Raw genomic sequence first — 15,454 nt, 5'->3', positions numbered from 1 at the left:
GATTCATTGTGAGCAGTACCTAATCCGTCATTGCGAGCGACCGTAGGGAGTGTGGCAATCTCTGAGGACTTTGGTACGAGATTGCAATGACGGCTGTTATAATTAACTCTGCCTAATCAAATGTAAATAATCATTATATTTTGATAAATTCAAATCATAAGAAAAAGACTTATTTGTAACGTAATATTCAAGTAGTCTTATTAATCCTGCTTTATGTTTATTTAAAGTCTCGATGCTTAAAGCTATTTCCGTTGTTTGCACATAAGGTTCGGTACTTGTTATTTTCACGTAGGCGATACTGATTTCTGGATTCCCCTTGTTGGGTCTTGTTGCATGGCTCACTTCAACCTCTAGCATCCCGCGACTCGATCGCGGGATCCAGTCTTTTTGAATTTTTTTGTGGACCCCGTGGTCAAGCCACGGGGTGACATCGAGGGTTATAAATCCGTTTTCTAGTAACATCAAACTTTCAATAATAAGTTGCGGAGATAGTCCAAGCTCTATTGCTTTCTTAGTCGGAATAGTACCAGTTTTATAATCCATTATAGTTATATTGTTGGATTTACTTATTTCAATTCGGTCAGCTATACCGATTATTTTTATATCTTGACCTGCAATATTTAGTCGTAATTCCCCTTTAGTTTCAAAATAGATTTCTTTACAGTTTTTGCGGCGTTCTATATCAAATAAAATAAAAGCTTTACTGAAAGCCGTGAGTTTTATTTGCCAAGTCTTTTTTGTGTAAGTTGGTAAGATAGTGCCGTATAAAATATGATTACCGATATTTATTAAAGCAGCTTGTTGATCAAGCAAATTTAAATTAACATATTGTTTATCGTAATTTTTAGAATATTCCTCTAAAACTTTATGAATAAAATTACCGAAATCCGATATTTTAGGCTCTTCCCATATATTATCTTTTTGACGTAGTCCAAGGATTTTCTTAGCATAAAAACCGTATGGGTTTCTTATTAATGTTTCTATGTCGGTTACTGATAAGACGCTTGGGAAAGAAGTGCTTTGTGCTGTGGGTCTATTGTCATACCGTGGCTTGACCACGGTATCTATTATTTTGTGGATCCCGCGATCAAGTCGCGGGATGACATAATATGGTATAGGGATGACATTCTGTAACCTCAAAAATAAATTACTCGGCACTGACAACTTACCATCATATTTTTTAGCGTTTAGTATAATTACTTGTTTGTTTTGTAGAAACAAATTGAAATAATCTGAATATAGAGTAGGGGTGATTTCATTGTAATCTATATTTAGTATCTGCAAGGCTTTCTTGCTAAGCCATGGGTGAGCTTTAGCGGTAGGTGTCCAGTTTTCATTATTAAAATGCGGTAATATAATTAAGTCGAATGCACATAATGCTAAATCTTCAGGCCCTCCTATAGTAATACTAGTAGAGTCAGTATTTTTATAATATTTGATATTAGAGAGTAAAAAAGAAAAAATTTTAGGAAAATCCTTTTTATCCGTTGAATTTATATATTTGCTATATGCAGTTAAATTTGTTAAAAACTCAACTAGTTCTGCTCCTCCTGCTTTTTCCCAAATAGTAGGCAAAAGTTTTTCAGCTATTTCTTTAGTTAAGGTTAGAATATCTAGTATATTATGTGGGTTATCGGTAAATAAAATATCTATTAAGTTACGACAATATTCTTTTGTATCCTCGTTATCAAATTGTAATTGCAATAAATATTTAGGTGAGGATATAAAACGGTTTTTATTAGATAGCATTAACTCTAACTTCTGCACAGCATCATTCACAAAGCTTGATATTCTACACTCCGCAGACTTACTCTTAAATTCATCTTGTCTGAAGTTTGCTGAATTGAGCTGTGTAGGATTACTGATTAAAGGATTTTTAAGTAATAAAAATAGGAGTTTTAAATCAAAATTATTACATAATATTTTAATAATGGAAGTTAGTAATTCACCTATATTAGTAAGCCTTAAGTCATTACCTAGTAGATCTTCGTATCTGTCTAAAAAATTGCAATATACTCTTTTAAGTTTATTATTATTTGTAATGATTGCTATTCGTTTATCTTTATTACGGCTACATATATAAGCTATTTGTTTAGCCTCTTCATAAATGTCATTAGGTTCATAATAAGATATACCATCGCTAATCTTCTTGGAGGCTGGATTATAGTGAATTATGTAATTCTTTAATTCTTCTTCAAATCTTTTTAAAAACACATTAGGCTTGAACATTCCGGCGAGTATTATTTGCTTATTCCTATTCTTTATCCTTATTATTTCTTCGTGTAATAGCTTCAATTTATAAGCTGCTTTAGTTTGTTTTTGAGTAAATGATATTTCTTCTTGCCATCTTAAAAAGCAATATTCTAGAAATTTATAAATCTTTTGCCAATAGTTAGAATTGTTATAGACTTCAATTAATTTTATATCGATATTATTGATTATAAGATCATTAAACAATTTTCTTAGAATTTCTGCAGCTTTTAATGATTCATTTTTATTACATTGTAAGTCTTTATATTCTGTAATTATTTTTGATATAATAAGAAGTTCTTCTATTTTAGATACATAATCCGAATCGGTTTTTTTTGAAATAAGAGAATTAAAAGGAATAATGACAGGTAATTTGATTTTATATTTATCGGCCAAAATTGTCTTTAATTCTAGGCATGAGAAATGATTAGGCAATATTATTTGAACTTCTGTACCTTTCTCTAATTTATCAATGATATACTCAGCAAAACTTGTCAAAAAAGAATAATCAGCAGTCATAAATAATGTTTTTACGATAATATAGCAGATCCAAGGTCCGAAACAAATCTTATTTAAAACTATAATATAGTACAATAAATAATATTTGATTATTAGTTTCTTATTGAGTATCTTAAAATATATTAATTTCAATTTTATAAATAAGGTATCATGTGAAAATTTTTATTATATTATTTACTATTATAATCTCTATAACATCATGAGCTTATGCTAATAATTTAAACTCACATATAGCTTATTATGATAACATACAAGTAGAACAACAAGAAGATTTGGTAATACAAAAATTGGTTAAACCATTTGCAGCTGAAATGAATTGTATTATTAGCGGCTGTTTACAACAATGGGATGTGCAAGATAATCGAGTAAAATATTCAATTGCTTGACAAGAACTAATGTGGACCTGTAATTTATGGTCAGTATCAACTGGGAGACAATGGTAGAGGTGCTACTTTCGTATGTGAATGCTCTAAAAATTCCGTATGTTGTTGGCCGCTTGGATATGAATATAATAAAGTGTTTGTAATATGTTCATCTAATTATGTTGAAAACTAATATTTACTTACTAGCTTTTACGAGTTCTTTAAATAATTCTAAATCTACTCCATTATCGTTAAGATATTCAGGATGCCATTGAACGCCGATAACAAATTTATGTTTCGTTGATTCAATGGCTTCAATTATACTGTCTTCTGCTGTTGCAGATATGATAAGATCATTACCAAGTTGTTTAGCAGCCTGGTGATGAGTCGAATTAACCATAGTTTGTAGCTGATTATTAGCTATTTTAGCAAGTTTAGTATTTGCTTCTATACTAATTGCATGTGAAACTATATTTTTAGGTGAAGGTTGTGTATGGTTAATTATAGTTTCAATATAATCAGGAATATGTTTAATAAGCGTACCCTTAAAAATAACGTTTAATAACTGCATACCTCGGCATATTCCTAAAACCGGAATATCTCTCTCTAATGCTTTCTTTAAAACTAATATCTCAAAATTATCACGTTCTTCATTAGAAATTACTGCATCTTCGGCGTATTCCGGCTCATAAAATTTAGGATGTATGTCTTCATCACCGCCTGGAATTACAACACCGTCAACAAATTCCATAAGCTGATTTATTGTATCAGTTTGATAAGGTAATAATAGCGGTACACCACCGGCTGCAATAATTGCATCGGTATAGTTTCTTCGCAAGGCATACCATGGAAAAGCAGCGTAAGTATATTTTTCACAATTTTGAGCTAAATCAGGTGTAACACCTATTATCGGTTTCTTTTTCATTTTGGTATCGTTTTATTATTTTTCTTTCAAGTTATGTCATTAAGTTGTCATTGCAAGCAGTCGTAGACTGCGTGGCAATCTCATGAAATAATAACAAACTCTTGAGATCGCCGCGTCATTGCTAACGCAACTTCTCGCAATGACGATTTGGCATCCACCAAAACCACGATTACCCCTCAATATGCGGTGGTGTTTCAAAAGTATGGAACGGTGGTGGTGAGGTAAGCGTCCACTCAAGCGTATCAGCACCGTCACCCCAAGGATTTGCTGGACAATTTTTGCCGTATTTTAGCGTATAGAAAACGATAAATACAAAATAAAGAGCTGCCGCCATAGAGATACCTGCTCCTATGGATGAAACCATATTCCAGCCGGCGAAAGCTTCAGGGTAGTCCGGTATTCTTCTTGGCATGCCCGCAAGACCTAAGAAATGCTGCGGGAAGAAAGTTAAATTAACACCAATAAATGTAATCCAAAAATGGATTTTGCCTAAAATTTCCGGATATTGTTTACCGGATATTTTTCCAAACCAATAATAAAAGCCTGCAAATGCCGTAAATAAAGCACCGAGCGACATCGTATAATGGAAATGTGCAACAACATAATATGTATCGTGCAGAACTCTATCAAGTGCCGAATTTGATAGGATTATACCGGTTACGCCGCCAATCGTGAATAATATAATAAATCCTATCGAAAATAACATAGGAGTTGGGAATGTAATAGAACCGCCCCACATAGTCGCTATCCAGCTAAATATTTTAATGCCTGTCGGAACTGCTATAATCATCGTTCCGGCAGTGAAATATATAAGTGTATTATAAGAAAGCCCAACAGTAAACATATGGTGAGCCCATACGATAAATCCAACGAAACCGATTATTACCATAGCTCCGACCATACCTTGATAACCGAATATAGGTTTGCGTGAAAAAGTTGAAATCACCTGACTTACTATACCAAAACCTGGAAGTATTACGATATATACTTCAGGATGACCGAAAAACCAAAATAGATGCTGAAATAATACAGGATCACCGCCGCCGTCAGGCTTAAAGAAAGTGGTGCCAAAGTTACGATCGGTAAGGAGCATAGTGATAGCCCCGCCAAGCACCGGCATAGCTAAGATTATCAGAAATGCAGTTACTAAGATAGACCAAACAAATAAAGGCATCTTGAAAAGACCCATGCCTGGAGCTCTCATATTAAAGATAGTAACAATTAAGTTAATTGATCCGAGGATTGACGATAGACCTGTTAAATGTAAGCTGAAAATAGCCATATCGACTGCTGCCCCCGGGTGACCGCTCAAATTACTTAAAGGAGGGTAGAGCGTCCAGCCCGTTCCCGGTCCGTCGTCAACAAAAGCCGAACCCATAAGTAAGAGAAAAGCAGGAACTAGTAGCCAAAAACTGATATTGTTAAGGCGTGGAAATGCCATATCGGGAGCCCCTATTAATAGAGGTACAAAATAGTTACCAAAACCACCAAACAAAGCCGGCATAATCATAAAGAATACCATAATAACCGCATGTGCTGTGATAAGCACGTTATATAGCTGGAAATCATGATTTAAGAAAGTGTCGCCGGGCATTGCAAGTTCTAACCTAAATAGAAGAGAAAATAACCCTCCGACAATTCCGGCAAAAACGGCAAATATGATATACATAATGCCGATATCTTTGTGATTGGTAGAAAAAAGCCATCTCCTCCAACCGTGCGGGATGTGGTGGTCATCGTGATAAATTTCGGTAGTAGTTATATCCATAATTATTATTTTGCCTGTTTTAATTTTTCACTTTGTTTGTTCTTGTATGCAATTATGTTATTGTTGTTTGGTTCTAAAAAAGTGCTATATGTCATTCCTGCAAAAGTAGGAATTCAGGCTTTTCTTTGTCATGCTAAACAAGTTTGCCGTATCTCTCTCTTAATTAGTAGATACTGAAATAAATTCAAGATGACTATAAATTTTTCTGGATTCCCGTTTTCACGGGAATGACATAAAAATATTGTATTATTTTCCTTAAAAATCAGGAATGTTATACTGAATCTTTATCCTTTTAAGGTTATTTAAGTGTAATTTTAGTATTTTCTCGAGTTTAATTTGATCTCTTGGTTTATTTTTAGTTATTACGTAATTTACAAATGTTGATGCTATTAAATGAACATAAGAATATTTTTTTAAAAATGTAATTGCTTTCATACGTAATTTCGGTATTACATCCTGCAAAAGTGATGCAGCATATAGATATTCACATTTTGTTCCCATTCCCATAGAATAACTTACATATTTTCTGATAAAAGGTAACACGTTCTTAAACTTTATTGTTCTGAACCTAAAGACTATATAGGTAAGTCCTTTAAAAGCTGCTATATTTATTTCCTCACTTTCATTTTTTCTAAGAAAATATACATAAACTTCTAAAGCTTCCTGATAATTTAAGGAGTTTTGACAGAAGCTTAAAATAAACGCTTTTTTCTTCTTCATTATTTAAAGAATAGATTAAACCTTTATCAGTAAACTTTTTTAATTTTTTACCAGTAAAAAATCAACTCCATTTTCAACATATGCTAAATAAATTTTTCTTTTTAGTCTTGGTACACAACTCTCAATATCACAGAATAAATCAAGAGTTTCTCCATAAATGCGTTTATTACTGCTTTTCAAGTTTTCAAATAATAATGGTAATATTAAATCCTCTTTAATATTATAAAATCTACGTACTTAAAAAACCTAAAGCTTGAATTGCTGCAGCTTGCGATAATTCTTCCGGATTCCTTAAATTTGTAGCAAGAAAATCTATTGCATCATCATAATCTTCATAACGCCCTACATCTATAAGATAAAAAAGTTTTTTCCTACTCAGGCCAATCAGCTACATCATGATGATTTACTCTTCTTCACTTATTATCATATAATTAGTTAGCCGCCAATTTTGGATGCTCGCCATTCGTGGTCGTCTTGTTCTTGCTTGCAATCCAATTGTCGAAATCCTCTTTGCTTACTACTTCTATAGCAATCGGCATGAAGCCATGATTGATGCCGCATAGTTCGGAGCATTGTCCGTAATATACTCCTTTTTTCGCCACTCTTGTCCAGGTTTCGTTTATTCTGCCTGGGACTGCGTCTATTTTAAAACCAAGTGACGGAACGGCAAAACTATGTATTACATCACCTGCGGTAATGAGAAATCTTACGGTAGCATTTTCAGGGATAATAATTCGATTATCAACATCCAATAATCGTTTCTGGCCAGGTTTTAGATTCTCATCAGAGATCATTACGCTATCAAATTCTAAATTATCATGATCAGGATATATATAATGCCAATACCATTGATAACCTACTACTTTAATAGTTAAATCTGTTTCGGGTATTTTTTCAGCATGACGCAATATTCTAAAAGACGGTACTGCAATAATAACTAAAATTATAATAGGTATTACAGTCCAAATTATTTCTATTAAGACATTATGTGAAAATTTTGCCGGTACAGGGTTATTTTTTGCATTAAATCTGATACATACAAAGCCAAGTAATCCAGCAACAAATAAAACAATAGCTGTTGAGATATAAAGCAGAAAATTATGAAAATGATGTAATTCCTCCATAATCAGACTTGCCGGAGGCTGAAACGTTACTTGCCAAGGTAACGGCTCGGAGGCAAAGCAATTACTACTAACAATCACAAAACAAATTAAAGCAATAGACATCTTCCCAAACTTCGCTTCTAGAGGTAATTTAGACGTCGAGTCTAGACTCGCATCCTCACATATGTCTATGGTGGCAAGAACTTCCGTGTCTCCTTTAAATTCCTCTCTATAAGCTGGTTTGGCAAGATGTCTAATAATATTTTTCATAGCACATATAAAGTTATTTCTATATATAAATATAAATGTATATATAGTTTTATTAAAGTAAAAATCGATAAATTTTTGTAAAAACTACATATTTTTAATAATCTTTGAGCTAGAAAGTGTACCTATATTAGGATGTTGCAGTAAGTCAATAACGTCTATTACTTTCGCATTTATTAATTTTGCTTGAATTTGTTTATTTATTAACTGAGGATCGTGCTTTGTTACAGCGATTACAGAAGGACAAATATTTTGTACTAAGCGGGCGTAATCATTAAAGTCTTTTAGTGTAGGTAATATAAGTACTTTATCAACAAATGTGAAAGAACTTAAAATTTTTGCTCGTTGTAATTGATTATGTATAGGTTGACGTTTTTTATATTTAATAATTGTTTCGTCAGGCTCTAAAGCGACTATTAAGTATTTAGCTTGTTGTTTAGCTTTGCGTAGAAATTCTATATGACTGTAATGTAATAAATCAAAACAACCGCCTACTAGCACTATTTCACTATTGATAGGGCAGTTTTTATTTAAAGAAATATTCTCATAATATTCTATTTTGGGAGGTTTGACAGTATTATGGTTAGATGAACAGGATATAAGATTTATAAAAATTAATAAAATAAGATAAAGTCTAGGCATAATCTTCCTAATATAAGTTAATGAAGATTAACTGATATAAAGAATTTAATTATAAAGCAGAAATAAAACAAAATTTTACAATTGTCTATTGTAATTTGTTTGTATATAATTCATATTATTATTAGTAATGAAAAATTGATTCAAATAATCTTCAGAGCAATTTTAATGAATGATACCGCACTATCTTATGATTTTAATGGCATATTACCGTCATCTTTTATTAGTGCACGTCTTAGGAAAATCCTCATCTCTTCGTCCTTATTATTATTTATAGGATTAGTTTTTTTCGTCTCTTGTGCCGTTAATAATTATGTTAACGACACTTTATCCATAACTTTAGTACAACCTGATAGTGGTGAAGAAGAAACAATTTCATTTAAAGAAGTAGTAGTAAAAAAAGGCGATACTATAAAGTCAATTTTAATAGCACAACATATCCCTAAAAATGAAATAGAAAAAATTGTAAGTTTAATAAAAGAGGGAAAATTATCCTCTGCTCTTAAAATAGGGCAGCAAATTACTTTTGAATATGAAACAAAAATTACTGAAAACGAGCATGAAGATTTAACCTCAGAGGTAACATTCTTAAATAAAATCATTATAATTGTTGATAAGCTCAAGACCATTGAAGTAATAAGAGAAAACGATAATTTCAAAGTTGAAGAAATCATAGTACCTTTAACTAAAAAAATTGCTAAATCATCGGTAAATATTGAATCAAATTTTATGTCAGCTCTTAAAAAATTGGGTTTATCAAATAATAGCATAATAGAGCTGATTAATGCTTATGCCTATCAAATCGATTTTCAACGTCAAATAAAAAGTGGTGATACCGCAACCGTAATAACGGAACAATACGTAACGGAAGACGGTAAATTTTCTCACCACGGTAAAATCCTGTATGTTTCATTAAATCTTTCAGGAAAAGAATATAATATATATCGTTATTCCCATGACAATAATGCAAATAATCATGCATTTTTTTCCGAAGATGGTAAAAGCGTAAAAAGAAGCTTACTTAAAACTCCGCTAAAAGTTATAAAAGTTTCTTCACATTACGGTAATAGAAAACATCCGATACTCGGTTATACTAAAATGCATAAGGGAATTGACTTTGCAGCTCCAACCGGTACGCCTATATATTCCGCAGGAAACGGAGTTATAACGGAGATAGGTTGGAAGTCGGGTTATGGAAAATTTATTCAGGTAAAACATAGTGGTACGTTATCTACTGCTTATGCTCATGCTTCAAATTTTGCAAAAAATTTAAAAGTGGGAAGCATAGTAAAACAGGGGCAGGTTATAGCATATGTTGGGAGTACCGGTAGAGCTAGCGGACCACATTTGCATTATGAAGTTAAAATTGACGGCAAACATGTTAATCCTATGTCGGTTAAAACAACACCTAGTGTAGAATTAAACGGAAGAAATTTAGAGAAATTCAAACAATTGAAAAAAGAAATAAAAATTTTAAATGTTAAGCTTGATAAGGAGTTGTAAACTGATAAAGCAGCAGAGATTTCATTATAGGATAGCCGTCATTGCGAGCGACTGAAGGCGTTGTTGTATGGATAGTTTTATGTCATTCCCGCGTGGCATTGTTGCATGGATCAGTTTTCTATTGTCATTCCGCGACTTGATAGCGGGATCCAAAATACTAAAATTATTAGTATTTTGGATCCCGTGGTCAAGCCACGGTATGACACCGAATGGATTTTTTGGTCCACGTAACAATGCCTACTCGCAATGACGATTTGCATAACTTAGTCCTATACATTTAATATTTCATAAACATCTATGTTCCTACTCCTAAAAAAACTATATCTAACATTTGCTCGTAGTAGTCGTATAATAATAACCTTAGTAATTATTGATCAGTTAAGTAAATGGTGGTTTATTGATAATTTGAGATGGAAACCAGGCTTAATGCTCAAGGTCACTTCTTTCTTAAATATGGTTTATACTTGGAATTACGGTATTAGTTTTGGTCTAATGCGTGAATATTATCAGTATAGTAATGCTATTTTTTTAATAACGAACACGCTTATTATCTGTTATTTATATTATTTGATGATACGTTCAAAAACAATAGGGAGTTTTGCCGGTTATAGTTTTGTCATTGGTGGGGCTGTCGGTAATCTAATTGATAGGTTTTTTAGAGGGGCGGTCTTTGACTTCATTCATTTCTATTATCAGAATTATAGCTTCCCCGTATTTAATTTAGCTGATTGCTTTATTACAATAGGAGTAATTAGCTTAATAGAAGATTATTATAGTACTAAAAAAGTTATTGAAGAAAAGGTTAAAGGGAATTATGATAATGCTCAAATTGAAGCTATGGCTGAAAAAATTCGTAACACCGATAAGGGCGGTAACGATAAAATATAATTTAAATTAAAGGTGTTTAAGTGAAAAAGATTTTTTTATTATTGACTGTTTTATTAATTACTTCTGCTTGTAGTAAAAAGTTAAAAGAAACCGTAGGTATATCAACAGCCGGACCTAATGAGTATCAAGTACAGCGTGCTAAAGCACTGGAAGTGCCTCCCCATTATTATTTACCAGATCCTGGGAATAGTAAAACAACTTACAGTAATGTAAAAGGACAAGGTGAATTTAATGAAGGTGAACAAGCTTTAATGCAGGATATGGATTAAGAATTGTGTTATCCCGTAGCCCATCCACGGGATAACAATTTTTCGCTCACCCTCTCAATTACAAATTCATGAATTCTAATACAAAACAAAAAATAGGTGTTTTTGGGCTTGGTAAAACCGGTATGTCGGTTTATGAAGAGCTGCAAGGTAAATGTGAAGTAATTATTTATGACGATTTAAAAGCAAATAGAGATATATTTGAAAAATTATATAGTAAAATTGCTATTGTTGCTTTATCTGATTTAAGATGGCAAAATTTAGATACAATTGTCTTAAGCCCTGGAATTCCTTTAACACATAAGATAGTAGGTATTGCAAAAAATTTTAATATTCCAATCACTTCCGATATAGATTTATTATTTGAAAAATCAAAAAATTTAAACTTTATCGCCATAACTGGTACAAACGGTAAAAGTACTACTACTGCTTTAATAAGCCATATCTTAAATAGTAGTGGTTTAGATTATACGGTTGCCGGTAATATTGGAGTTCCTGCTTTGCAAGCTAAAGCAAGTAAGGACGGATATGTACTTGAATTGTCTTCTTTTCAGCTAGATCTAGTAAAAATCTTTACAGCTAAAATAGCAGTGCTTCTTAATATAACTCCCGACCATTTAGACAGACATCAGGATATGAACGGCTATATTGCAGCAAAATCGAAGATTTTTGATCGAATGGATAAAGATAGTTATGCAGTAATTAATATTGATAATGATTATTGTCGTGAAATTTTTATAACATTGCAGCAGGAGCAACGTATAAAACTAATTCCTTTTTCGGTTACTAAAATTCTTGAAAATGGCATTTCGGTAGTTGATGATAAAATTAACGATAATTTTTTTGATAATATAAGTTTTGAATGCCAGTATAATTCAGAAAGCTTCAGACAAGATGCATTGCAAGGCGAGCCTGCGGAGCGTATAAAAATACATGAGCACAGGCGAGACCTACAAAATTCGCTTGTATCAAGTTTTCTGAATTATACTGTACCTTTTAATAAAAATTTGCAAGGCACTCATAATTATGAGAATATCGCTGCAAGTTATGCAGTAGCTAAAATAATAGGAGTAGAACCTAAAAAAATACTTGAGTCTATAAGTAGTTTTCAAAGTTTACCTCATAGAATGCAATATATCGGTAGTATAAATAATATAAGTTTTTACAATGATAGTAAAGCGACAAATGCTATATCTGCCGTACAATCAATTAAAGCACTTGATAATATTTACTGGCTTGCGGGAGGAATCCCTAAAGAGGGCGGTATTGAAGGCATAAAGCCGTATTTCAGTAAAATTAAGAAAGCTTATTTTTATGGTCAAGCTAAAGAAATATTTGCAAATACTGCTAAGAATATAGTAGATTTTGTAATATGTGATAATCTTGAGCAGGCTTTCGATCTTGCTTATAAGGATGCAGTAGGTGATAATGCGGAGGTGAAAAATATCTTGTTAGCACCTAGTTGTAGCTCGTATGATCAGTTTAAAAATTTTGCAGAGCGTGGCGAGTTGTTTATAAAGTTGTGTAGTATACTATCACCCGTGGCTTGACTCATAGTACCGGACGGTTGTTAAAAAATTTTCGATGTCATCCCTGCGAAAGCGGGGAGCCAGACTAAAAAATCTTTAATTTTAAAGATTTTTTATTAGATAGTTTTTGCAAATAAAGCTTCTTGAAGCTTGATTTAACTGGATTCCCGCCTCCGCGGGAATGACATAAAACGAAAAATGTCCGGTACTATAGGCTTGATCACGGCATGACATCGAGCATGTTTTCCGATCCATGCAATAACATAAATATAGTCATGAATAACGAAATATCTAATAATTTTATAAAATTATGGTGGCGGAGTACCGATAGGCAAATAATAATTTCTTTAATTATCTTATTTGCTTTTAGTCTAATGCTTGTTACTACCTCAGGTTCGGCAGTAGCAAGTAGAATAGGGCTTGAAGAAAGTTATTTTGCATCTAGACAAATATTTTATTTAGCTGCTGCTTCAGGTCTTATATTATTATTTTCATGTCTTAATAAAAAATGGTTAAGGCGTTTTGCAATAATTGGGTTTATTGCTAGTATAGTTTTATTAATAGCAGTTAAATTTTTTGGCTATGAAGTAAAAGGAGCAGTGCGATGGATTAATATTCTAGGTCTATCTATTCAACCTTCGGAATTTATCAAACCATTTTTTGCAGTTGTTACGGGCTGGATATTGTCGATGAAATTTAATGATGATTTTCCAAGTTTTACAATTTGTGTAATATTTTATTCTATTGTTGCTATTCTCTTAATGATTCAGCCGGATTTTGGAATGCTTGTAATGATCACGGCAGTTTTCGGTATTCAGCTATTTATTGCGGGTATGCCGATATTTTGGATTGTGCTAGCCGGTTTTTTAGGAATGATAGGAGTAACTATTGCTTATTTTTGGTTACCTCACGTAACGCAAAGAATTAATTCATTTTTAGATCCTGATAGTAGCGAGAATTATCAAGTTAGTAAGTCTCTTAAGGCTTTTGAGCATGGCGGTTTATATGGACGCGGTCCAGGAGAGGGAGCAGTAAAGCAGGTACTACCTGACTCACATACAGATTTTATTTTTGCTGTAGCAGGTGAGGAGTTTGGAGCTATTATTTGCCTTATTGTTATAGGTATATTTGCTTTTATAGTATTAAGAAGTCTTATTAAATTATTAAACGAAACAGATAAATTTGTACAATTCGCTGCTAGCGGTATAATTGCACAATTAGGGCTTCAGGCAATAATTAATATGGGCGTAACTTTGCATTTATTACCTACTAAAGGTATGACATTGCCGTTTATTAGTTACGGTGGTTCTGCAACGCTTGCAATAGCTATCGCTACCGGTATGCTTCTTGGCTTTACAAGACACCGAACTCCTTTAAATTCGTACAAAATTCGTAATGTTGAAATATGAAAAAAATAATTTTAGTAGCAGGTGGTACGGGCGGGCATTTTTTTCCGGCTGTTGCTCTTGGGGAAGAATTAGTGAAACGTGGATATGAAGTTCATTTTATTACTGATTTAAGATGCCAAAAATATATAAATCAGAATATGGGGTTAATTTTTCATATCTTAGATTTAAAACGCTCAAGTAATATTTTTTTATTTTTACCAAACTTATCAATTGCGATCTTAAAAGCTATTAAATTATTATATAATATCAGGTCTTCAGCTATTATAGGATTTGGCAGTTATCCTGTTATATCTTCGATGTTTGCGGCAGTTTTTTTAAGAGTACCGATTATAATTCATGAACAAAATTCTTACCTCGGGAAAGTTAATAAATTTTTTGCAAGCTTTGCTAAAAAGATAGCTATTTCTTATGAAGACGTAAAAAATTTACCGGAATTTGCAAAAAGTAAAATAGTAGTTACTGGTGGGATAGTTAGGGAGAATATTAGGGAATTGGAGTCTGTAGTGTACTCAGTGTCACCCCGTGGCTTGATCACAGGGTCCAAAAAAATAAAAAAAAGACTGGATTCCGTGGTCAAGACACGGAATGACAAGCTTTTTACTATATTCATCTTTGGCGGTAGTCAAGGAGCTACGTTATTTTCAGAGCTGATACCTGCAAGTATCCACATTTTGATGCAAAAACAACCAAATCTTAAATTAAATATAATCCAGCAAGCCGCATTAGATGATCAAGTAAAAATAAAAGATATATACTCGAAATTAAACATTAATTATGAATTTGCCGAATTTTTTGATAATATGGCATTGCAATATAAAGAAGCCAATGTAGTGATTGCAAGAGCAGGAGCATCTACTATAGAAGAATTGACCTATATAGGGTTGCCGGCAATCTTTATTCCACTGCCTAGTGCTGCGGATAATCATCAATATTACAATGCAAAATTATTGGAAGATAAAAAAGCAGGATGGTGTTTAGAGCAGAGTGATATTTCTGCAGGCAAATTAGCAGATAAAATACTCGATTTGATAAGTAATCCCAAGATATTAGAAGATGCTTCACAAAATTTATTAAAAAGAAGAAAAGAAGGGCATGTGTTGTTAAGTGATTTAATAGAAGGAGTGATTTGTCACCCCGTGGCTTGACCCCGGGGTCCAGAAAAAAATAAAAAAGACTGGATCCCGTGGTCAAGCCACAGGATGACAGTAAGGCACGCAACAATACCAAAAATATCTCAGAATAACAATAATTTAATTAAGTGCACAGCGGTTCGGTTCTTTATCCTTGCAAACTTGGCTATTATGTG

The 15,454-nt window shown here is 32.7% G+C and carries 13 protein-coding genes; 7 read left to right on the top strand and 6 right to left on the bottom strand.

Going from position 1 to position 15,454, the window contains the following annotated elements; translation table 11 throughout:
* Positions 1 to 102: 102 nt before the first annotated feature.
* From ACKTSD_RS04960 to ACKTSD_RS04935, 6 genes are all read right to left on the bottom strand, one after another.
* A complete protein-coding gene (locus tag ACKTSD_RS04960) occupies positions 103 to 2,769 on the bottom strand; it encodes a PD-(D/E)XK nuclease family protein (RefSeq protein ID WP_456237200.1) in 2,667 nt (888 codons plus the stop codon).
* A 558-nt stretch (positions 2,770 to 3,327) separates the two neighbouring features.
* Positions 3,328 to 4,056 carry a gamma-glutamyl-gamma-aminobutyrate hydrolase family protein gene (locus ACKTSD_RS04955; RefSeq protein WP_412708254.1) on the bottom strand — a complete coding sequence of 243 codons (729 nt, stop codon included), beginning with the start codon at positions 4,054 to 4,056 and terminating at the stop codon, positions 3,328 to 3,330.
* A 169-nt stretch (positions 4,057 to 4,225) separates the two neighbouring features.
* Positions 4,226 to 5,824: a cytochrome c oxidase subunit I gene (gene ctaD, locus ACKTSD_RS04950; RefSeq protein WP_412708253.1), complete on the bottom strand. Its 1,599-nt coding sequence runs from the start codon at positions 5,822 to 5,824 to the stop codon at positions 4,226 to 4,228.
* Positions 5,825 to 6,079: 255 nt separating this feature from the next.
* Positions 6,080 to 6,544 carry a hypothetical protein gene (locus tag ACKTSD_RS04945; protein WP_412708252.1) on the bottom strand — a complete coding sequence of 155 codons (465 nt, stop codon included), beginning with the start codon at positions 6,542 to 6,544 and terminating at the stop codon, positions 6,080 to 6,082.
* A 431-nt stretch (positions 6,545 to 6,975) separates the two neighbouring features.
* The gene (gene coxB, locus ACKTSD_RS04940) at positions 6,976 to 7,917 is read right to left on the bottom strand and encodes a cytochrome c oxidase subunit II (protein ID WP_412708251.1); all 942 of its coding nucleotides are present in this window, start codon (positions 7,915 to 7,917) and stop codon (positions 6,976 to 6,978) included.
* An 84-nt stretch (positions 7,918 to 8,001) separates the two neighbouring features.
* Positions 8,002 to 8,514 carry an FAD synthase family protein gene (locus ACKTSD_RS04935; RefSeq protein ID WP_412708326.1) on the bottom strand — a complete coding sequence of 171 codons (513 nt, stop codon included), beginning with the start codon at positions 8,512 to 8,514 and terminating at the stop codon, positions 8,002 to 8,004.
* A gap of 207 nt (positions 8,515 to 8,721) precedes the next feature.
* On the opposite strand from ACKTSD_RS04935, the gene ACKTSD_RS04930 reads away from it, so the two are divergent.
* The 7 genes from ACKTSD_RS04930 (at position 8,722) to murG (ending at position 15,293) form a co-directional block, all read left to right on the top strand.
* Positions 8,722 to 10,056 carry a M23 family metallopeptidase gene (locus ACKTSD_RS04930; RefSeq protein WP_412708250.1) on the top strand — a complete coding sequence of 445 codons (1,335 nt, stop codon included), beginning with the start codon at positions 8,722 to 8,724 and terminating at the stop codon, positions 10,054 to 10,056.
* Positions 10,057 to 10,135: 79 nt separating this feature from the next.
* A complete protein-coding gene (locus tag ACKTSD_RS04925; RefSeq protein WP_456237201.1) occupies positions 10,136 to 10,306 on the top strand; it encodes a hypothetical protein in 171 nt (56 codons plus the stop codon).
* Positions 10,307 to 10,353: 47 nt separating this feature from the next.
* Positions 10,354 to 10,944, top strand: coding sequence for a signal peptidase II (gene lspA / locus ACKTSD_RS04920; protein WP_412708248.1), 591 nt, complete (start codon positions 10,354 to 10,356; stop codon positions 10,942 to 10,944).
* Positions 10,945 to 10,964: 20 nt separating this feature from the next.
* Complete coding sequence (locus tag ACKTSD_RS04915) at positions 10,965 to 11,213, top strand: membrane lipoprotein lipid attachment site-containing protein (RefSeq protein WP_014412820.1); 249 nt, start codon at positions 10,965 to 10,967, stop codon at positions 11,211 to 11,213.
* Between the two features lie 68 nt (positions 11,214 to 11,281).
* Complete coding sequence (gene murD / locus ACKTSD_RS04910) at positions 11,282 to 12,760, top strand: UDP-N-acetylmuramoyl-L-alanine--D-glutamate ligase (protein WP_412708247.1); 1,479 nt, start codon at positions 11,282 to 11,284, stop codon at positions 12,758 to 12,760.
* A 254-nt stretch (positions 12,761 to 13,014) separates the two neighbouring features.
* Positions 13,015 to 14,148, top strand: coding sequence for a putative lipid II flippase FtsW (gene ftsW / locus ACKTSD_RS04905; RefSeq protein WP_412708246.1), 1,134 nt, complete (start codon positions 13,015 to 13,017; stop codon positions 14,146 to 14,148).
* Positions 14,145 to 15,293 (top strand): undecaprenyldiphospho-muramoylpentapeptide beta-N-acetylglucosaminyltransferase, encoded by a 1,149-nt coding sequence (gene murG / locus ACKTSD_RS04900; protein WP_412708245.1) that lies wholly within the window; start codon positions 14,145 to 14,147, stop codon positions 15,291 to 15,293. Before ftsW ends, murG begins: the two co-directional genes overlap by 4 nt.
* The last annotated feature ends 161 nt before the right edge of the window (positions 15,294 to 15,454 follow it).

It is taken from the genome of Candidatus Rickettsia kedanie (assembly GCF_045865205.1).
Taxonomy (GTDB): Bacteria; Pseudomonadota; Alphaproteobacteria; order Rickettsiales; family Rickettsiaceae; genus Rickettsia; species Rickettsia australis.
This window is presented reverse-complemented; position numbering and strand designations above follow the sequence as displayed.

Excerpts from the sequence above, each read along its gene's own strand:
- murD (WP_412708247.1), top strand. The coding sequence starts at position 11,282 with ATGAATTCTAATACAAAACAAAAAATAGGTGTTTTTGGGCTTGGTAAA.
- ACKTSD_RS04945 (WP_412708252.1), bottom strand. The coding sequence starts at position 6,544 with ATGAAGAAGAAAAAAGCGTTTATTTTAAGCTTCTGTCAAAACTCCTTA.
- lspA (WP_412708248.1), top strand. The coding sequence starts at position 10,354 with ATGTTCCTACTCCTAAAAAAACTATATCTAACATTTGCTCGTAGTAGT.
- murG (WP_412708245.1), top strand. The coding sequence starts at position 14,145 with ATGAAAAAAATAATTTTAGTAGCAGGTGGTACGGGCGGGCATTTTTTT.
- ACKTSD_RS04925 (WP_456237201.1), top strand. The coding sequence starts at position 10,136 with ATGTCATTCCCGCGTGGCATTGTTGCATGGATCAGTTTTCTATTGTCA.
- ACKTSD_RS04955 (WP_412708254.1), bottom strand. The coding sequence starts at position 4,056 with ATGAAAAAGAAACCGATAATAGGTGTTACACCTGATTTAGCTCAAAAT.
- coxB (WP_412708251.1), bottom strand. The coding sequence starts at position 7,917 with ATGAAAAATATTATTAGACATCTTGCCAAACCAGCTTATAGAGAGGAA.
- ctaD (WP_412708253.1), bottom strand. The coding sequence starts at position 5,824 with ATGGATATAACTACTACCGAAATTTATCACGATGACCACCACATCCCG.
- ftsW (WP_412708246.1), top strand. The coding sequence starts at position 13,015 with ATGAATAACGAAATATCTAATAATTTTATAAAATTATGGTGGCGGAGT.
- ACKTSD_RS04960 (WP_456237200.1), bottom strand. The coding sequence starts at position 2,769 with ATGACTGCTGATTATTCTTTTTTGACAAGTTTTGCTGAGTATATCATT.
- ACKTSD_RS04930 (WP_412708250.1), top strand. The coding sequence starts at position 8,722 with ATGAATGATACCGCACTATCTTATGATTTTAATGGCATATTACCGTCA.